The 14,769-nt window shown below is 63.8% G+C and carries 13 protein-coding genes; 3 read left to right on the top strand and 10 right to left on the bottom strand.

Features of this window, described 5'->3' with window-relative positions:
• Positions 1–221: 221 nt before the first annotated feature.
• Both H7A19_07395 and H7A19_07400 read right to left on the bottom strand, forming a co-directional pair.
• Positions 222–1,427 carry a UbiH/UbiF/VisC/COQ6 family ubiquinone biosynthesis hydroxylase gene (locus tag H7A19_07395; GenBank protein ID MCP5474655.1) on the bottom strand — a complete coding sequence of 402 codons (1,206 nt, stop codon included), beginning with the start codon at positions 1,425–1,427 and terminating at the stop codon, positions 222–224.
• Positions 1,424–2,650, bottom strand: coding sequence for an FAD-dependent monooxygenase (locus H7A19_07400; GenBank protein MCP5474656.1), 1,227 nt, complete (start codon positions 2,648–2,650; stop codon positions 1,424–1,426). Before H7A19_07400 ends, H7A19_07395 begins: the two co-directional genes overlap by 4 nt.
• A 477-nt stretch (positions 2,651–3,127) precedes the next feature.
• On the opposite strand from H7A19_07400, the gene H7A19_07405 reads away from it, so the two are divergent.
• The 3 genes from H7A19_07405 (at position 3,128) to H7A19_07415 (ending at position 5,249) form a co-directional block, all read left to right on the top strand.
• Positions 3,128–3,667 carry a hypothetical protein gene (locus tag H7A19_07405; protein ID MCP5474657.1) on the top strand — a complete coding sequence of 180 codons (540 nt, stop codon included), beginning with the start codon at positions 3,128–3,130 and terminating at the stop codon, positions 3,665–3,667.
• Between the two features lie 87 nt (positions 3,668–3,754).
• The gene (locus H7A19_07410) at positions 3,755–4,309 is read left to right on the top strand and encodes a cob(I)yrinic acid a,c-diamide adenosyltransferase (protein ID MCP5474658.1); all 555 of its coding nucleotides are present in this window, start codon (positions 3,755–3,757) and stop codon (positions 4,307–4,309) included.
• A 7-nt stretch (positions 4,310–4,316) separates the two neighbouring features.
• Positions 4,317–5,249, top strand: coding sequence for a histone deacetylase family protein (locus tag H7A19_07415; GenBank protein ID MCP5474659.1), 933 nt, complete (start codon positions 4,317–4,319; stop codon positions 5,247–5,249).
• 284 nt (positions 5,250–5,533) lie between these two features.
• On the opposite strand, the gene glmS is transcribed toward H7A19_07415, so the two are convergent.
• The 8 genes from glmS to H7A19_07455 all read right to left on the bottom strand — a co-directional run.
• Positions 5,534–7,366, bottom strand: coding sequence for a glutamine--fructose-6-phosphate transaminase (isomerizing) (glmS, locus tag H7A19_07420; protein ID MCP5474660.1), 1,833 nt, complete (start codon positions 7,364–7,366; stop codon positions 5,534–5,536).
• Positions 7,367–8,100: 734 nt separating this feature from the next.
• Complete coding sequence (locus tag H7A19_07425) at positions 8,101–9,840, bottom strand: hypothetical protein (protein ID MCP5474661.1); 1,740 nt, start codon at positions 9,838–9,840, stop codon at positions 8,101–8,103.
• Positions 9,841–9,871: 31 nt separating this feature from the next.
• Entirely contained in the window at positions 9,872–10,306 is a 435-nt protein-coding gene (locus H7A19_07430) for a hypothetical protein (GenBank protein ID MCP5474662.1), read from the bottom strand.
• 21 nt (positions 10,307–10,327) lie between these two features.
• Positions 10,328–11,263: a hypothetical protein gene (locus H7A19_07435; GenBank protein ID MCP5474663.1), complete on the bottom strand. Its 936-nt coding sequence runs from the start codon at positions 11,261–11,263 to the stop codon at positions 10,328–10,330.
• A 71-nt stretch (positions 11,264–11,334) separates the two neighbouring features.
• Positions 11,335–12,153 (bottom strand): ferritin-like domain-containing protein, encoded by an 819-nt coding sequence (locus H7A19_07440; protein ID MCP5474664.1) that lies wholly within the window; start codon positions 12,151–12,153, stop codon positions 11,335–11,337.
• A 383-nt stretch (positions 12,154–12,536) separates the two neighbouring features.
• A complete protein-coding gene (gene purF / locus H7A19_07445) occupies positions 12,537–14,024 on the bottom strand; it encodes an amidophosphoribosyltransferase (GenBank protein MCP5474665.1) in 1,488 nt (495 codons plus the stop codon).
• Positions 14,025–14,055: 31 nt separating this feature from the next.
• Complete coding sequence (locus H7A19_07450) at positions 14,056–14,595, bottom strand: CvpA family protein (GenBank protein ID MCP5474666.1); 540 nt, start codon at positions 14,593–14,595, stop codon at positions 14,056–14,058.
• A 33-nt stretch (positions 14,596–14,628) separates the two neighbouring features.
• The coding region (locus H7A19_07455) for an SPOR domain-containing protein (GenBank protein ID MCP5474667.1) at positions 14,629–14,769 on the bottom strand (141 nt) is incomplete at its 5' end.

Raw genomic sequence — 14,769 nt, forward strand, 5'->3', positions numbered from 1 at the left:
TTGGGCACGGCTACGCCTTTGCCCAACCTACATGGCCTGTCTGGACGCTTCTGGCTGGGATGGTTTGGGTAGGTTGGGCTAAGGCCGCAGGCCGTGCCCAACGATTTCACGCGCCGATGTTGGGCACGGCTACGCCTTTGCCCAACCTACATGGCCTGTCTGGACGCTTCTGGCAATGACGGAGCAACAGCGTCCGGACAAGTCCAGACCCACCAAGGCTTCTATCCGATCCCGGCGCGTATGCCCGCTGCCTGCTCCGCGAGCTTGCGCTTGATCGGCGTCAGCCGGTCCACCAGGCGCAGGCCGATACCGCGGGCGGCCACCATCGGGCCTTCGGAAATGCCGTAGAGCCGGTTCAATCCGTCAAAGGCGCGCGCCGCCAGGGCGGCTTCGCTGCGGCGCTGGCGTGCCCACCTTGCCAGATCGGTGGCGCCCAGCGGCGCCCGTCCGCGGGCCTGCGCCTGCGCCACCGCAGCGATCAACGCGCTGACATCGGCAAAGCCCAGATTCACGCCCTGCCCGGCCAGCGGATGCACCACGTGCGCCGCATCACCCATCAGGATCGCGCGTTGCTCGACAAAACGCTGCGCGATCTGCAGCCGCAGCGGGAAGGCCTGGCGATCGGTGAGCAGGCGCAGACGTCCAAAGCGGCTGTTGCTGGCCCGCAACAGCTGGGCTTCGAACTGCTCGGCGGAGACCTCGATCAGTTCCTGCGCACGCGCCGCAGGCAGGGTCCAGACCATCGAATAGCTGCCATCGCACAGCGGCAGGAAGGCCAGCGGCCCGGATGGCAGGAAACGCTGCCAAGCCAGCTGCGGCGAGGGCTGCTCGGCCTGGATCTGCGCCACCAGACCGCTCTGTCCATACGGCGCCCCGGAGGTTCCGATCAGCAGTTGATCGCGCACCCGCGAGTTGACGCCATCGGCACCGATCAGCAGCCGTGCACGCAACTCACCACCACTGCTGAGGCGCACGCGCACGCTGCTTTCATCCATCTCGAAATCAGCGAGCGTATCGCCCAGCAGCAGACGGATGCCCGGCTCGCGCTCCAGCGCATGCCAGAGCGTGCCGGCAATCAGTCGGTTCTCGACGATATGACCGAGGCAAGGCCAGCCATAGTCGGCGGCATCGAAATCCAGCGTGCTGGCGCCCAGTGCGTCCTGCACCTGCATATGGGAATAGGGCGAAGCGCGCACCGCGGCGATTTCGCCCCAGACGCCAAGCGAGCTCAGCAGACGCTGCGAATGCGGGGCGACGGCCACCACGCGCGCATCAACCGCTTCTGCTGGGGTCGGCGCGCTGACCGGGTGTTGCTCCACCAGCGCCACCTTGAGACCCGACCTGGCCAATCCGAGAGCAACGGCGCCGCCGACCATACCGGCACCGATGATCAGCGCATCCAGAGCATCACGACTGCCGGACCTCATGGGTGCGCACCCCTCGCCAGCGCCGGAGTATTCCCTCGATAGCCCATGCCACCCAACAGCAGATGCTCGGCCAGCGGCTCAATCCGATCGGCTGCGATCAGGGCCAGACTGCGCAGCCAGCCGGCCGCGGGACTGTGCATGCCGGTGCCCAAAGCGAGCGCATGGCTGAGTCCGGTGGTGGCCGAGCGATCGGCCTGGCGCGCGGCGGCATAACCGTCCAGCAAGGCGGGCGCTCCGGGATCAGCGCCCAGGCGATGATTCTGCAGCAAGGCCTGCGCCAGCGCCGCGGCATCGCGCAACCCCAGATTGAAGCCCTGGGCGCCGACCGGATGCACCGCCTGCGCGGCATTGCCGATCAGTACCCGCCGCGGGGCGATCAGGCGCTCGGCCAGCATCCGCCGCAGCGGATAGCTGACACGTAATCCGGCCTCCCGCAATCGACCCAGGCGGTAGCCGAAGGCCTGCTGAAGCGCTGCCAGAAACTCGCTGTCAGGCAGGCCCATCAGTCGCCCGGCCTCGGCCGTTTCGACCACGAAGATGGCACCGCAGCGACCTTGCGCCTGCGGTAGCAGGGCCACCGGGCCACTGCGGGTAAAGCGTTCATAAGCGGTGCCTTGATGATCGCGTTCGGGCGTCAATGCGCAGCAGATGGCGCTGCGCTGGTAGTCGTGGCGCTGCGCGCCGATGCCGGCCGCCGTGCGCAGCGCCGAATCGGCACCGTCGGCGATGACCAGCAGGCGCGCGCTGACGGAATCGCGCTGTCCGCTGCCGGCGTCCACCTGCGCACTCAGACTGTCCGCTGCTGGCCGCACATCCCGCACCGAGGCCGGAGCGATCAGTTCGACATCGCTGCGGGCCAGCACCGCCTGCTGCAGTTCCTGCAGCAAACGTCGCGCCGGCACCACCACACCAAAGCGTTCGCGTCCGCTCTCGGCGGCAGACCAGTGAGTCACACCGAACTCGCCGGCACTGGAGACGTGGATGGCCCGGATCGGTGCCGCGGCAGCACCCAGCGCCGGCAGTATCCCCAGCTGGGTCAGGATTCGGCAGCTGACCTCATTCAGGGCCAGATGGCGTTCGTCGGCAGGGCGCTCGGCACTGGCCGGCGGCGCCTGATCGACCAGGCGTACCCGCAAACCGGAGCCGCTGAGGGCCAGCCCCAGGCTCAGACCCACCAGTCCGCCACCGGCGATCAGAATGTCACAGTCATTGGCCCGCATCATTCGCACTCACGCGGGCGCACGCCCGAAATAGTTCTGCCATGCGGACGATCCGGATTCGGCGCGCCCTGCGGTCTGTCTACCCAAGCATACGGAGCAGCCGCGATGGAAGCGAGAAAGCGGGCCTGGGGAGCGGTCGCCAGCCGCCTTCAGATGCTTGTCGGCGCGGCCTGTGGGTGAGTCCTGGCCGCATCTGATTGGTGCGTCATTGCGAGGAGCGCAGCGACGAAGCAATCCAGTGCATCTGAGGATATGTGTCTGGATTGCTTCCCCCGGATCAAGTCCGGGGTCGCAATGACGCCGGGGGTTCATTGTCCATGGGCCGTGTCGGGCCGAAACAGGTGGCTCGCAATGACGCCACCCGCGGCACGCCCGCCACGCGTCGCGGCCTCGGGCGCGATCCATCCAGGAACCGAACCACGCCAGCGGCGCTTGCAGTATGCTTCGGGACTGACCGATAGCCTGGTATGGAGAGTTCTGATGTCGAATGACGCCGCTGCGCGCTGGTACCCGCGCGCGACGCTGGTGGCTGCACTGATCGTGCTGGCTGCTTTGTCACGATTGCTGCCGCATCCGCCGAATTTCACGCCGGTGGAGGCGATAGGCCTGTTTGCCGGCGCCTATCTGGCGAATCGTCACCTCGCATTCCTGGTGCCGCTGTTGGCGATGGCGCTGGCCGACAGCGTGCTCGGCTTCCATAGCGGCATGCCGGTGATCTACGGCCTGATTGCCTTCAACGTCTGGTTGGGCTTCCGCCTGGGACCGGATGCCGGTGCAGGCCGCGTTGCCGGCTACGGTCTGGCTGCGGCGACGGTGTTCTTCATTGTCAGCAACTTCGCGGTCTGGGTGGCTGCCGACGGTCATTACTACAGTCAGGATCTGGCGGGTCTTGTCACCTGCTACACAATGGCGCTGCCATTCTTCGCCTACACGCTGCTCGGCATGGCGGTCTATGCCACGGTGCTTTTTGGCGGCATGGCGCTGGCCCGTCGCTATCAGCCCGGGCAGCTTTCCGCCTGAGCGTTGCTGACAGTCGCAACGCAGGGTTGTTGATCGCCCGCGCCGTCGAGGTGCGGGCGATCTCATTTACGGACTTGGGATTCGCTCATGGGTAACCGGCTTTCGAAGATCTACACGCGTACCGGCGATGACGGCAGCACCGGCTTGGGCGATGGCAGCCGCGTTGACAAGGACAGCCTGCGGGTTGCGGCCTATGGCACGGTCGACGAAGCGAACAGTTGCATCGGTGTGGTGTTGGCGCAAGCGGGTGTGCCGGATGCCGTCAGCGCCTGTCTGACCCGGGTGCAGCATCAGCTGTTCGATCTGGGTGGCGAACTCTGCATTCCGGGCATGGCGCTGATACAGGATCGGGATATCGATGCGCTCGAACGTGATCTGGACGGCTTCAACGAACCGCTGCCTGCGCTCAAGGACTTCATCCTGCCCGGGGGCAGTGCCGCGACGGCACACTGTCATGTGGCCCGCACCGTCGTGCGCCGTGCCGAACGCGAGGTGATTTCGCTGTCGCGAGCCGAGGCGGTGCGCGCAGAGGCGATACGCTATCTGAATCGGCTGTCCGATCTGCTGTTCGTGATTGCCCGGGTACTGGCGCGCGAGGGCGGTGCCGGCGAAGTGCTGTGGGACCGCAACAAACGCGGTTGATGAGTCCATGCTGATCTACACGCACCCGAGCTGCCTGGACCATGATCCGGGCGCAGGGCATCCAGAACATCCAGGCCGCTTGCGCGCGGTGCTCGAAGCGTTGACGTCCGCCTTCGCGGATCGGCTCTGCTTTGTTGAAGCCCCCGCGGCGACGGATGCGCAGCTGCTACGGGTCCACAGTGCCCGCCTGCTGGCTGAACTGCGTGAGGCTAGCCCATCGGTGGGCCGGCACAGGATCGATACCGATACCGCCATGTCGCCGGCCTCACTCGCCGCCAGTCTCAGGTCCTGCGGCGCGGTGTGCGCCGCAGTTGATGCCGTGCTATCTGGGCCAGAACGACGGATCTTCTGTGCGGTGCGGCCCCCTGGACATCACAGCAGCGCGGATCAGGCGATGGGCTTCTGCCTGCACAATGCGATCGCCGTCGGTGCCGCCCATGCCTTGCAGGCGCATGCGCTGGAGCGCGTGGCCATCGTCGACTTCGATGTCCACCACGGCAACGGCACCCAGGCCATCTTCGCCGACGAGCCGCGAGTGCAATACATTTCCAGCCACCAGTCGCCGCTGTACCCCGGCAGCGGACACGAGTCCGACATCGGTGTCGGCAATCTGGTCAATGGGCAGTTGCACTCCGGCAGCGGCAGCCCTGAGTTTCGGCGCTTGTGGACCGGGCGCCTGCTACCGGCCATCGAACGATTCGGGCCGCAGCTTCTGCTGGTGTCGGCAGGCTTCGACGGACACCGCCTGGACCCGCTGGCCGATCTGAACTTGGGTGCCGATGACTATCGTTGGCTCACGCTGGCCCTGCTCGCTCTATCCGACAAGCACTGTCAGGGTCGATTGGTTTCGGTTCTCGAAGGCGGCTATTCGCTGACAGCCCTGAGGGACTGTTCCGTGGCGCACGTAGGCGCAATGCTGGCGGATCTGACGGGAAACTAGTCACGCAGGCTTTGTTCACCGGTAGGAGCGCCCTTGCGGCGCGACCGCTGCTTCGGACGTGCGGCTTGCCGGTCGCGACGCGAGGTCGCTCCTACAGGCGGGTTGGTGGTTCATGACCCGTGGGCAGTTTCAGGCCGATACAGGTGGCTCGCAATGACGCCGGGTCGGGCGTGGTTCCACGCTCCCTGATCATGGCTGATCTTTGTCCCCCGCAGCCAATCCCTTACGTCATGCACGGTGGGAATGAGGGTCCCGGCGACTGCACTGCGATCTACGCCACTGCGCTACTCGACCGTGACACTTTTGGCTAGATTGCGTGGCTGGTCCACGTCAGTACCCTTGAGAACGGCGACGTGATAGGCCAGCAACTGCATCGGAATGGTGTAGAGCATGGGCGCAACAAAGGCTCCCACGCTGGGTACGGCGATGACGTGGCCACGATCATGACTCATGCTGGCGGCGACCTTTTCATCGGCGAAGACAAACATCTCGCCACCGCGCGCGCGTACTTCCTGGACATTGCTCTTGAGCTTTTCCAGCAGTTCGTCGTTGGGCGCTACGGCAATCACCGGCATGTTTTCATCGACCAGGGCAAGCGGCCCGTGCTTCAGCTCGCCGGCTGGGTAGGCCTCGGCATGGATGTAGCTGATTTCCTTGAGCTTGAGCGCACCTTCCATGGCAATCGGGAACTGCACACCACGGCCAAGGAACAGGGCGTGGTGCTTGTCGCCAAAGCGCTGAGCCATGGCCTGGATCTGATCGTCCAGGGCCAATACCCTGGTGATGGCATTGGGCAGCAGTTCGAGCTCGCGAACCGCCTCCTGGTAACGCGTCTGATCCATGCCCTTGGCTCGGCCAATTTCCAGCGCCAGCATGGCCAAGGCCACCAGCTGGGTGATGAAAGCCTTGGTGGAGGCGACACCGATCTCGGGACCGGCACGGGTCATCAGCACGAGCTCGCTGGCACGTACCAATGAACTCTCCGGGACATTGCAGATGGCAAGGCGTGCAAGGTAGCCGCGCTTGGACGCGTGCTGCAGAGCCGCCAAGGTGTCGGAAGTCTCGCCAGACTGAGATACCGTGACCAGAAGCGTGTTCTTGGGAACCGCTGCGTGGCGGTAGCGGTACTCGCTGGCTATCTCGGCGAAACACGGTACGCCACTGAAGCTCTCGATCCAGTAACGAGCCACCTGGGCTGCGTGGTTGCTGGATCCGCAGGAAACGATCTGGACGGCCTGCAGTTCGGTCAGTAGCTTGCGGGCGTCGGGCCCAAAGATCTCGGTCAGTATACGTCCGCGAGAGAGTCGGCCCTCCAGGGTATCGGCGATCGCCTGGGGTTGCTCATGGATTTCCTTGAGCATGTAGTGGCGATATTGCCCACGCTCGACGGCATCGGGGCGGAACTGGGCTTCCTTGATGATCCGCTCTACGGCTGCGCCGGATTCATCGAAGATATGGATGGTATCGGGCGTCAGATGTACCAGATCGCCGTCGTCCAGATAGATGAAGCGCCGGGTTTCTGACAGCAGGGCGTAGACATCGGAAGCCAGGTATTGCGCCCCCTCGCCAACACCCACAACCATCGGTGAGCCCCGACGGGCTCCAACAACCTCGTGCGGGGACGCGATTGCTACCGCAGCAATCGCATAGGCGCCTTCGAGACGGGTGATCGCCTGACTGATGGCATCAAGCAGCGATGAACCCGTAGTGAGGTAGGAGTCGATCAGATGGGCGATGACCTCGGTGTCGGTTTCCGATTCGAATTCATATCCATCGGCCATCAGTTCCTGCCGGAGTGTTTCGTGGTTTTCGATGATGCCGTTGTGCACCACCGAGATTCGCTCGCGCGAGGTGTGGGGGTGGGCATTGCGCTCGCTCGGCACGCCGTGGGTAGCCCATCGGGTGTGTGCAATGCCGGTCTCGGCACTGATCTGCGATTGGGCATGAAGCGCGGCGAGTTCTCTGACTTTCCCCGGTGTACGCAGTCGGATCAGGCCATTTGCCGTAATCAGCGCCAGTCCCGCTGAATCGTAGCCTCGGTATTCGAGCGCCTGCAGCCCATCGATCAGCAGAGGCACCACGTTCTTGCGTGCCGCAATACCGACAATTCCACACATGTGCTGAGCTCCGCTGGAAGATATGGCAGTTGTTTGTCTGCGCAGAATGCGCTCTACGCCCTGGTTCTGGGACTCGATATTAGCGGGCGAGTTCCGGCAGCGGCAGGCAAGCAAGGGTCAAGATGGAGGCGCTTGCTCCTGGGAAGTCGGCAGTTCAAGGGCGGTCCAAGTGCATCAGGATGACCGGGAGCGGCCAGACGGCTCATGCCGCATCGGGCGAGGTCAAGCCCGCACATCTCTGCATTGAGCCATCAGGTGACTCTCCATGACCCCATGTCGCAAGTCGTTGAATCGACGAATTTGGCGCAAAACCGCCTGTCGTAGCACGAAGTGCGCGCAGCGCTCTGCGGGCGGTGACGCGAAAGCGCCCCGCTGAGCCGCCGCGCGGCACAACGGGCTACGCACGATCGTTCTCCGGGCAGATCGAAGATGTTCACGCTTTTCTTCGTGTTCTCTCTGTTTTTCCTTCGTGTGCTCTGCGTCCGGCTTCTTGCCGCGACCTGCCTCAGGACAGGGTCCTCGCGGTGCCGGTCGCGACGCGAGGACGCTCCTACGGGCGAACTTGCGGTTCATGGCACATGGGCAGGTTCAGGCCGAAACAGCTGGCTCGCAAGGATGTTTTGTTCGGGCCGTCTGGAAGAGAGCGGTACCTGGGTGGGCAACCTGGATTTGCGCTTCCCAGAAAAGCAGAAGGGGCCCAGAGGGCCCCTTCCGATTCAGCAGTGTTGCTCGGATCAACCGCGCATGCGGAAGCCGATCACACCCAGACCCAGCAGCAGAACCAGAGCTGCCAGCAGGATGCGACCCTGCTCGTTGATCGCCGGAACCGGCACCGACTCGACCGGGGGCGGCACGTTGACGCCCGGGCAGGTCAACGTGTAGGTGGCGTTCAGCGTGGTGCAACCCGGCGAATTGGCCGTGGAAGTACACGTGAGCGTCGCCGTACCCGTCGTCGTCGCCGTGTTGGAGCACGTGGCCGCGATGGTCGTCGAGGTGTTGGCGTTCGACAGCGTTGCCGGCACACCCGTGACCGTGAAGGTCGAACCAGCCGAGACACCGGACTGCGTGCAGTTGACCTGCTGGGTCACGCCATTGCTGGCACCCGTGAAGTTGACCGTGCTCACCGTGACCGGGGCGCCGCCATTGTTCAGGTTAACCGTGCCGGTACCCGGGGTAGCGCCGATCGTGCCGCAGGTCTGACCCGCGCCGCAGACGACGTTGAACGTGCGATTGACGCTCGCGCCTCCAGCCGGGCTCTGCTCGACAACCGTGACCGTGAACGGCTCGGCAGTCAGAGCGACCGGGCAGGTGCAACGTACGTCGCCGGCATCAGCCTGAGTGGCCACGAAGTCGAGCGGAGCAGCAACCACTGCACCACCTTCGCTGAGGAAGTTGCAGGTCATCGAAGGAGTCGGGCTGAACGGAGGACCGGTGTAAGCGGCCGACACCGAGACCAGGCGCGACGTTGCTGCCAGACCGGTACCGGAACCGTTACAGGGCGAGCCATCAGTCGGGCAACCCACTGCGATGTCGAAATTGCCAGCCGACGCCACGTTGGTGGCTGCGCCACCTGCTGCCGGAGAGTAGGTCAGAGTCGGCGGAACCGCCGCCACGGCGCCAGCTGGGCAGACCAGCTGCCAGAAACGCTGCGTGGTTGCACCATTGGTGATGGTTTCCGTGGCCTGCAGGTTCGCCGTACGCTGAGCGGCACCCGAAGTACAGGTCATGGTGATGTTCTGCGGGGTGTTGGTGCCGGCCGTGAAGGTCAGCGTAGCAGCACTGGTCACCGTGAAGTTGGCCGCATCCGGACCGGTCAGCGAGAACGAGCCGACAGTGGTCGTGCCGGCGAGAGTACCATTGGACGGCGTGGCAACGATGGTGCCGTTACCCGTCGTACCCGGCGTGGTCACGCCCGTGAAGTTCACCGGACCACCCGTACCCGCCGAAGCACCGGCAGCCGGGTTGTAGGCGATGCTCGGACCGGTCGGCGGACCACCACCACCGGTGACGTTGACCACGCCGTCGGTGAGCGCACAGACAACGGTATTGGCGTTGTTGTCGATGCAGTTACCGCCCGGCGCGAAAGACAGCGTCAGTGCCTGCGCGCTGGGGGCCGGAGCAGCCGGGTTGATCGTGAACGTGATGTTGCAGTAGGTGTTCGTCTGGATGTCGCTCAGGCCAGCAGGCGGAATCACCGTGACAAATGAATTTCCCCCGATATAGGAGCAACCACCGCCGTTTGCGGCAGCAGTGTTCGTCACCGTCAGGTTGGCCAGGTTGAAGTTCACCCGAACGATGAAGTCTGCAACTGGCGTTCCCGGGTTACGGGTGAAATCCACCGGGATAGTTGCCGGTGTGGTGGCGCCACCAGCTGGACCGGATGCAGTTCCGGCACTGATGGTTTGAGCGCTGACCGATGCGCTGAGGCAAAGGCCAGCACCCAGTGACAGCAGGGCTTTAGACATTATTTTCATTTTAGACACTCCGACTCAGGGACGCGTTTTCTTACTTCGTGGCGGAATCGGTCACGGTGGATTCGACCGAGATACCGTCCTTGTTGACTGCAGTGAAGCTTGCAACAGAGAGATCGCCAGCCGCTTTCGACTGAACCGACACAGATCCGATGCTGATGATGCCCTTCGGAAGGCGTTCATTGCTATCACTATAAACGATTCCGATGATTTGTCCTTTGGCGAAGGAGCACTGCCCGGCGTGCGACTTGGGCAGAGCGGCAACACATGACTTCAGGTTGACCACCGCATCCGTACCACCAGGAACATCGATCTTGAAATCGAAAGCGACGGCGTCGCCGTTGCTGACATAGTCGATCGCGGCAACACGTGCACCGCCACTCTTTTCAGCAGAAAAGACCAGCTGGTCGGCATGGGCGACTGACACCGAGGCGATGCTCAGCGCTACAACTGTGATGAACTTGCGCATTTCTCTAATCTCCTAATTCAATCAGTTGCAGGTGGCGCCGGCGAGAATCAGATTGGTCACAGCCACGCGGTCAGCGGAAGCGACGATACCGTCACCATTGTTGTCGCGATAACCATGCGGCTGTTGATTGGTACCAAGGATCTGATTGGTGATCAGGACACGGTCAGCTGAACCAATGAGTCCATCCTTCGTGCCACCGGGGTTGCCACCAGCATCACCGCGACACAGCAAGCCCGGGGCCGTCGTACGCCGAGAATCGTATTCGTCGAAATACACCGGCGTGGTGCTGGTGACCGAGCCACCGATCAGTCCGAGACGAACATCGTCGATTCGATCAGCCGAGTTGCTGAGACTGGCAAAATTGACCGTGCCGGCCACTGGAATGGTCACTGCCGCGCCGGCATTGCCCGAGACGGTGGCGGTCAACGAGCCAGGAGAACCCGACGTCCACGACAATTCGATGGCGTAGTAGCGATTATCAACAACGTTGACGGTCTGCGCCGCGCCGCCAGTGTTGGCGGTGAAGCTCAGCACGCCGGCTGCACTGTGCGTGATCTGAATGATGTTGGTGCCGCCCGTGTTGCGTGCCTGAAAGATCGGCGCGGTCCCCTGGATGTCACCAGTGAAATAATAGAAACGAGCCTTGAACGAGGTCTCGGCGTTCGGGGTCGTGTCGGTCACAAAACGGCCGTTGACACCGTTGGAATCCGCGACCCGCAGGCCGCAATCGCCGTCAATAGGGCTGAAGCCGTCGGCATAGGTTCCGGTATCGGCAACGGTCAAACCGGTGGCCGACGACCAAGCCGAGATGGCGCAAGCCGAAGCAGCCTGTGCGCCGAACATGAGGGCGGCAGCTACGGCCGTACCCAGAAGTGCTTTGTGATTCATGGAGGTGTCCCTTCGAGATGATTGGATTGCGCGCCCGATAGCGATGCTGGCCGCCTTCGGCCGCAGCACCCCACCGCACAAGGCTAACACAGCCCTGTACGGGAGATAAAGACGCGGGAACTATCGAAATCCTCTCAGCATCAACAAATATTTTCGAGCGCTTCGAGTTCTTCGGGACTGAAGCCGGCCGCGAGCCGGGCACTGACGTTGAAGGGTCCGCGGGGAAGTGCGCCAGCGCTGTGCTGGAGCAGGTCCAGAAAGGTCGAGCGTGGTTCGAGTTTACGCTGTCCGCACAGATAAGCGAACCAGTGGGAGCCGATGGCCACGTGGCGTACTTCTTCGCGGAGGATGAGTTCCAGCGCGGCGATCGTTTCCCGGTCGCCGACGCGGGCAAGGCGCTCGATCATGCCGGGTGTCACATCAAGCCCGCGCGCCTCCAGCACCCGCGGCACCAGGGCCATGCGCACCATCACGTCATGCTCGGTCGCCACGGCGGCCTGCCACAGTCCGTTGTGGGCCGGGAGATCACCGTATTGATAGCCCAACTGCTCGAGGCGGGTCTGCAACAAGGAAAAATGGCGGGCTTCATCGGCGGCCACACTGGCCCAGTCCCGATAGTAGTCATCGGGCATGCCAGGGAAGCGATAGACCGCGTCCCAGGCCAGATTGATGGCGTTGAACTCGATATGGGCAACCGCATGGATCAGAGCGGCGCGACCCTCGACGCTGTTGAGCTTGCGCTGCGAGAGCTCCCGGGGCGCAACCAGCAAGGGGCGCTCCGGTCGGCCGGGCTCGGGCATCGACGGGCAGCGACCCGGTCCAATCGAGTCTCGCCAGGGGCCTTCGGCGGCGATGGCCTGGCTGGCCTGCGCAGTCAGCTCGAGCTTGGCGCCGATGCTGGCCTCGGTGAGGCAGCTCAATGCCAGGGCACGCGGGTCTATGGTGTGAGCGGCGGTCATTGGTGTGATGCGGTCATGGGGTTGGGGTCGGTCCGGCCTGATGGGTGCCCGTCACGGCCGGTGGGCGTCTTGGTCGCGACGCAAGGTCGCTCCTACAGGCGACGGACCTGTTGCAGGAGCGCCCTTGCGGCGCGACCGCCGACGCCGGAACCTGGCGCTGGAACACGCTCCAGACTACCTGATGGCAGAATCATCAACGCGGAGTACGCAGAGAGTCGCGGAGTACGCAGAGTAGAGCAATTCAAGGATTGCCCTATCCATTCTTCGCGTCCTTTCTGCTTTTCCTTTGCGTTCTTTGCGTCCTGCTTCTGGCATGCGCTTGCGGCAGGTCCCGGTTTTCGCGGTCGCGACGCAAGGTCGCTCCTGTGGGCGCAGCCCCGCCCTCAGGCGCTAGTCACCGGCCTGCGCTGACGTTCCTTGGCTTCGTCGGAGCGCAGCAGCTCCAGCTGCTGCAGATAACTGTCGCTGAGGCCGGTGACGTATTCGCCGCTGAAGCAGGAAGTGTCGAACTGGGTGAGCTCGGGATTGCCCTCCTGAACCGCGGCGATCAGGTCTTCCAGATCCTGGTAGATCAGCCAGTCACAGCCGATGAAGGCTTCGATTTCCGCCTCGTTGCGGCCGTGCGCCACCAGCTCGCTCACCGAGGGCATGTCGATACCGTAGACATTGGGATAGCGCACCGGCGGCGCTGCCGAGGCCAGGTAGACCTTGCGGGCACCGGCTTCGCGGGCCATCTGCACGATCTGCCTGCTGGTGGTGCCACGGACGATGGAATCGTCGACCAGCATGACCACCTTGTTGCGGAATTCGAGTTCCATCGGATTGAGCTTGCGGCGCACCGATTTCACGCGTTCCTTCTGACCCGGCATGATGAAGGTGCGGCCGATGTAGCGGTTCTTGACGAAACCCTCGCGGTATTCCACGCCCAGCACCTTGCCCATGGCGATGGCAGCACTGCGTGAGGTATCCGGCACGGGAATGATGACGTCGATGTCGTGCTCGGGCCGCAGCCGGCGGATCTTGTGGGCGAGGCGCTCGCCCATGCGCAGCCGCGCCTTGTAGACCGAGACGTCCTCGATCATCGAATCAGGCCGGGCCAGATAGACATACTCGAAGATGCAGGGGGCGTGCACCTTGCTGGCTGCGCACTGGCGCGCCACGAATTCGCCCTCGGTGGTGATCAGCACCGCCTCGCCCGGCGCAACGTCACGCACGCGCTGGAAACCAAGGATGTCCAGCGCCACGCTTTCCGAGGCCAGCGCCCATTCGGTGCCCTCGGTGGTCTCGCGCCGGCCGATCACCAGCGGACGGATGCCATTGGGATCACGGAAACCGACCATGCCGTAGCCCAGCACCAGCGCAACGATGGCGTAGCCGCCGACACAGCGATTGTGGACACCGGCGACCGCCTTGAACAGATGCTCGGGCTCCAGCCGCAGTCGCTCCTGCGCCTGCAGCTCGTGCGCAAAGACGTTGAGCAGCACTTCCGAATCGGATTCGGAATTGATGTGGCGACGGTCCTCGGCAAAGACCTCCTGCATCAGCGCGCGGGTGTTGGTCAGGTTGCCGTTGTGGGCCAGGGCAATGCCGAAGGGGGAATTGACGTAAAAGGGTTGGGCCTCGGTGGCGCCCTCGGAGCCCGCCGTCGGATAGCGGCAATGGCCGATACCCATGTACCCGTGCAGGCCGGACATCGACGCGCTGTCGAAGACATCGCGGGCCAGACCCTTGCCCTTGGACAGGTGCAGGCGCTTGCCGTCATAGGTGGCGATGCCGGCCGCATCCTGACCACGGTGCTGAAGCACGGTCAGACCGTCGTAGAGCGCAGTGGCGACTTCGCTTCGGCCAACAATGCCGATGATTCCGCACATGGATTTGGTCCTGGACTGGAACGGGAGGGGGTCAGGTTTCAGTGTCCGGCAGCGTCACCGGGACTGGCTCAGCGTGCTGGCGGCAGCTGCCTATGATCTCACGCAGGCGCTCTGGCAGGAAATCGCGCGCCTGCATCGCCAACGCCTCCACCGTGGGAATCAGCTGCGACTGCTGCCACCAGGGATCCTGGCAGACCGGGGTCCAGCTGGCGACTGCCACCAGCGACACGACAGTCAGGGCGCCGCGGAGGATGCCGAACACGCCACCGAGCAGGCGATCGGTGCCGCTGAGGCCGGTGGAGCGCACCAGACGCCCCAGCAGCCAGCTCAACATCGAGCCGAGCATGAGGATGGCGACGATCAGGATGAGTGCGGCCACCGCCAGGCGCACCGATGGCAGCTCGATACCGCCGAGGAAGGTGTGGGCGAAAGGCCCGGTGAACTGGAAGGCCGCCCAAAGCGCCACCACCCAGATGATGATCGACAGCGCCTCGACCACGAAGCCGCGGATCAGGCTGATCGCAGCCGACAGGGCAATGATGCCGACGATCAGCCAATCCACCCAGATCATGCTTGAGGCCTCACTCGACCGCGCGGCTGACCATCAGGGATGAGAAACCACCAGCGCGTCGATCTTGAACTTGGCCTTGATCTCCGCCTGGATGCGCTGGGCGTTCTCGCGCTTGACCTCCGGTCCCACCCGCACCCGATGGCTGGTCTGTCCACCGGCGAGCTTGATGGGTTC

This window comes from Rhodanobacteraceae bacterium (assembly GCA_024234055.1).
In the GTDB taxonomy this organism is placed as follows: domain Bacteria; phylum Pseudomonadota; class Gammaproteobacteria; order Xanthomonadales; family SZUA-5; genus JADKFD01.

Excerpts from the sequence above, each read along its gene's own strand:
- H7A19_07395 (MCP5474655.1), bottom strand. The coding sequence starts at position 1,427 with ATGAGGTCCGGCAGTCGTGATGCTCTGGATGCGCTGATCATCGGTGCC.
- H7A19_07400 (MCP5474656.1), bottom strand. The coding sequence starts at position 2,650 with ATGATGCGGGCCAATGACTGTGACATTCTGATCGCCGGTGGCGGACTG.
- H7A19_07405 (MCP5474657.1), top strand. The coding sequence starts at position 3,128 with ATGTCGAATGACGCCGCTGCGCGCTGGTACCCGCGCGCGACGCTGGTG.
- H7A19_07410 (MCP5474658.1), top strand. The coding sequence starts at position 3,755 with ATGGGTAACCGGCTTTCGAAGATCTACACGCGTACCGGCGATGACGGC.
- H7A19_07415 (MCP5474659.1), top strand. The coding sequence starts at position 4,317 with ATGCTGATCTACACGCACCCGAGCTGCCTGGACCATGATCCGGGCGCA.
- glmS (MCP5474660.1), bottom strand. The coding sequence starts at position 7,366 with ATGTGTGGAATTGTCGGTATTGCGGCACGCAAGAACGTGGTGCCTCTG.
- H7A19_07425 (MCP5474661.1), bottom strand. The coding sequence starts at position 9,840 with ATGAAAATAATGTCTAAAGCCCTGCTGTCACTGGGTGCTGGCCTTTGC.
- H7A19_07430 (MCP5474662.1), bottom strand. The coding sequence starts at position 10,306 with ATGCGCAAGTTCATCACAGTTGTAGCGCTGAGCATCGCCTCGGTGTCA.
- H7A19_07440 (MCP5474664.1), bottom strand. The coding sequence starts at position 12,153 with ATGACCGCCGCTCACACCATAGACCCGCGTGCCCTGGCATTGAGCTGC.
- purF (MCP5474665.1), bottom strand. The coding sequence starts at position 14,024 with ATGTGCGGAATCATCGGCATTGTTGGCCGAAGCGAAGTCGCCACTGCG.
- H7A19_07450 (MCP5474666.1), bottom strand. The coding sequence starts at position 14,595 with ATGATCTGGGTGGATTGGCTGATCGTCGGCATCATTGCCCTGTCGGCT.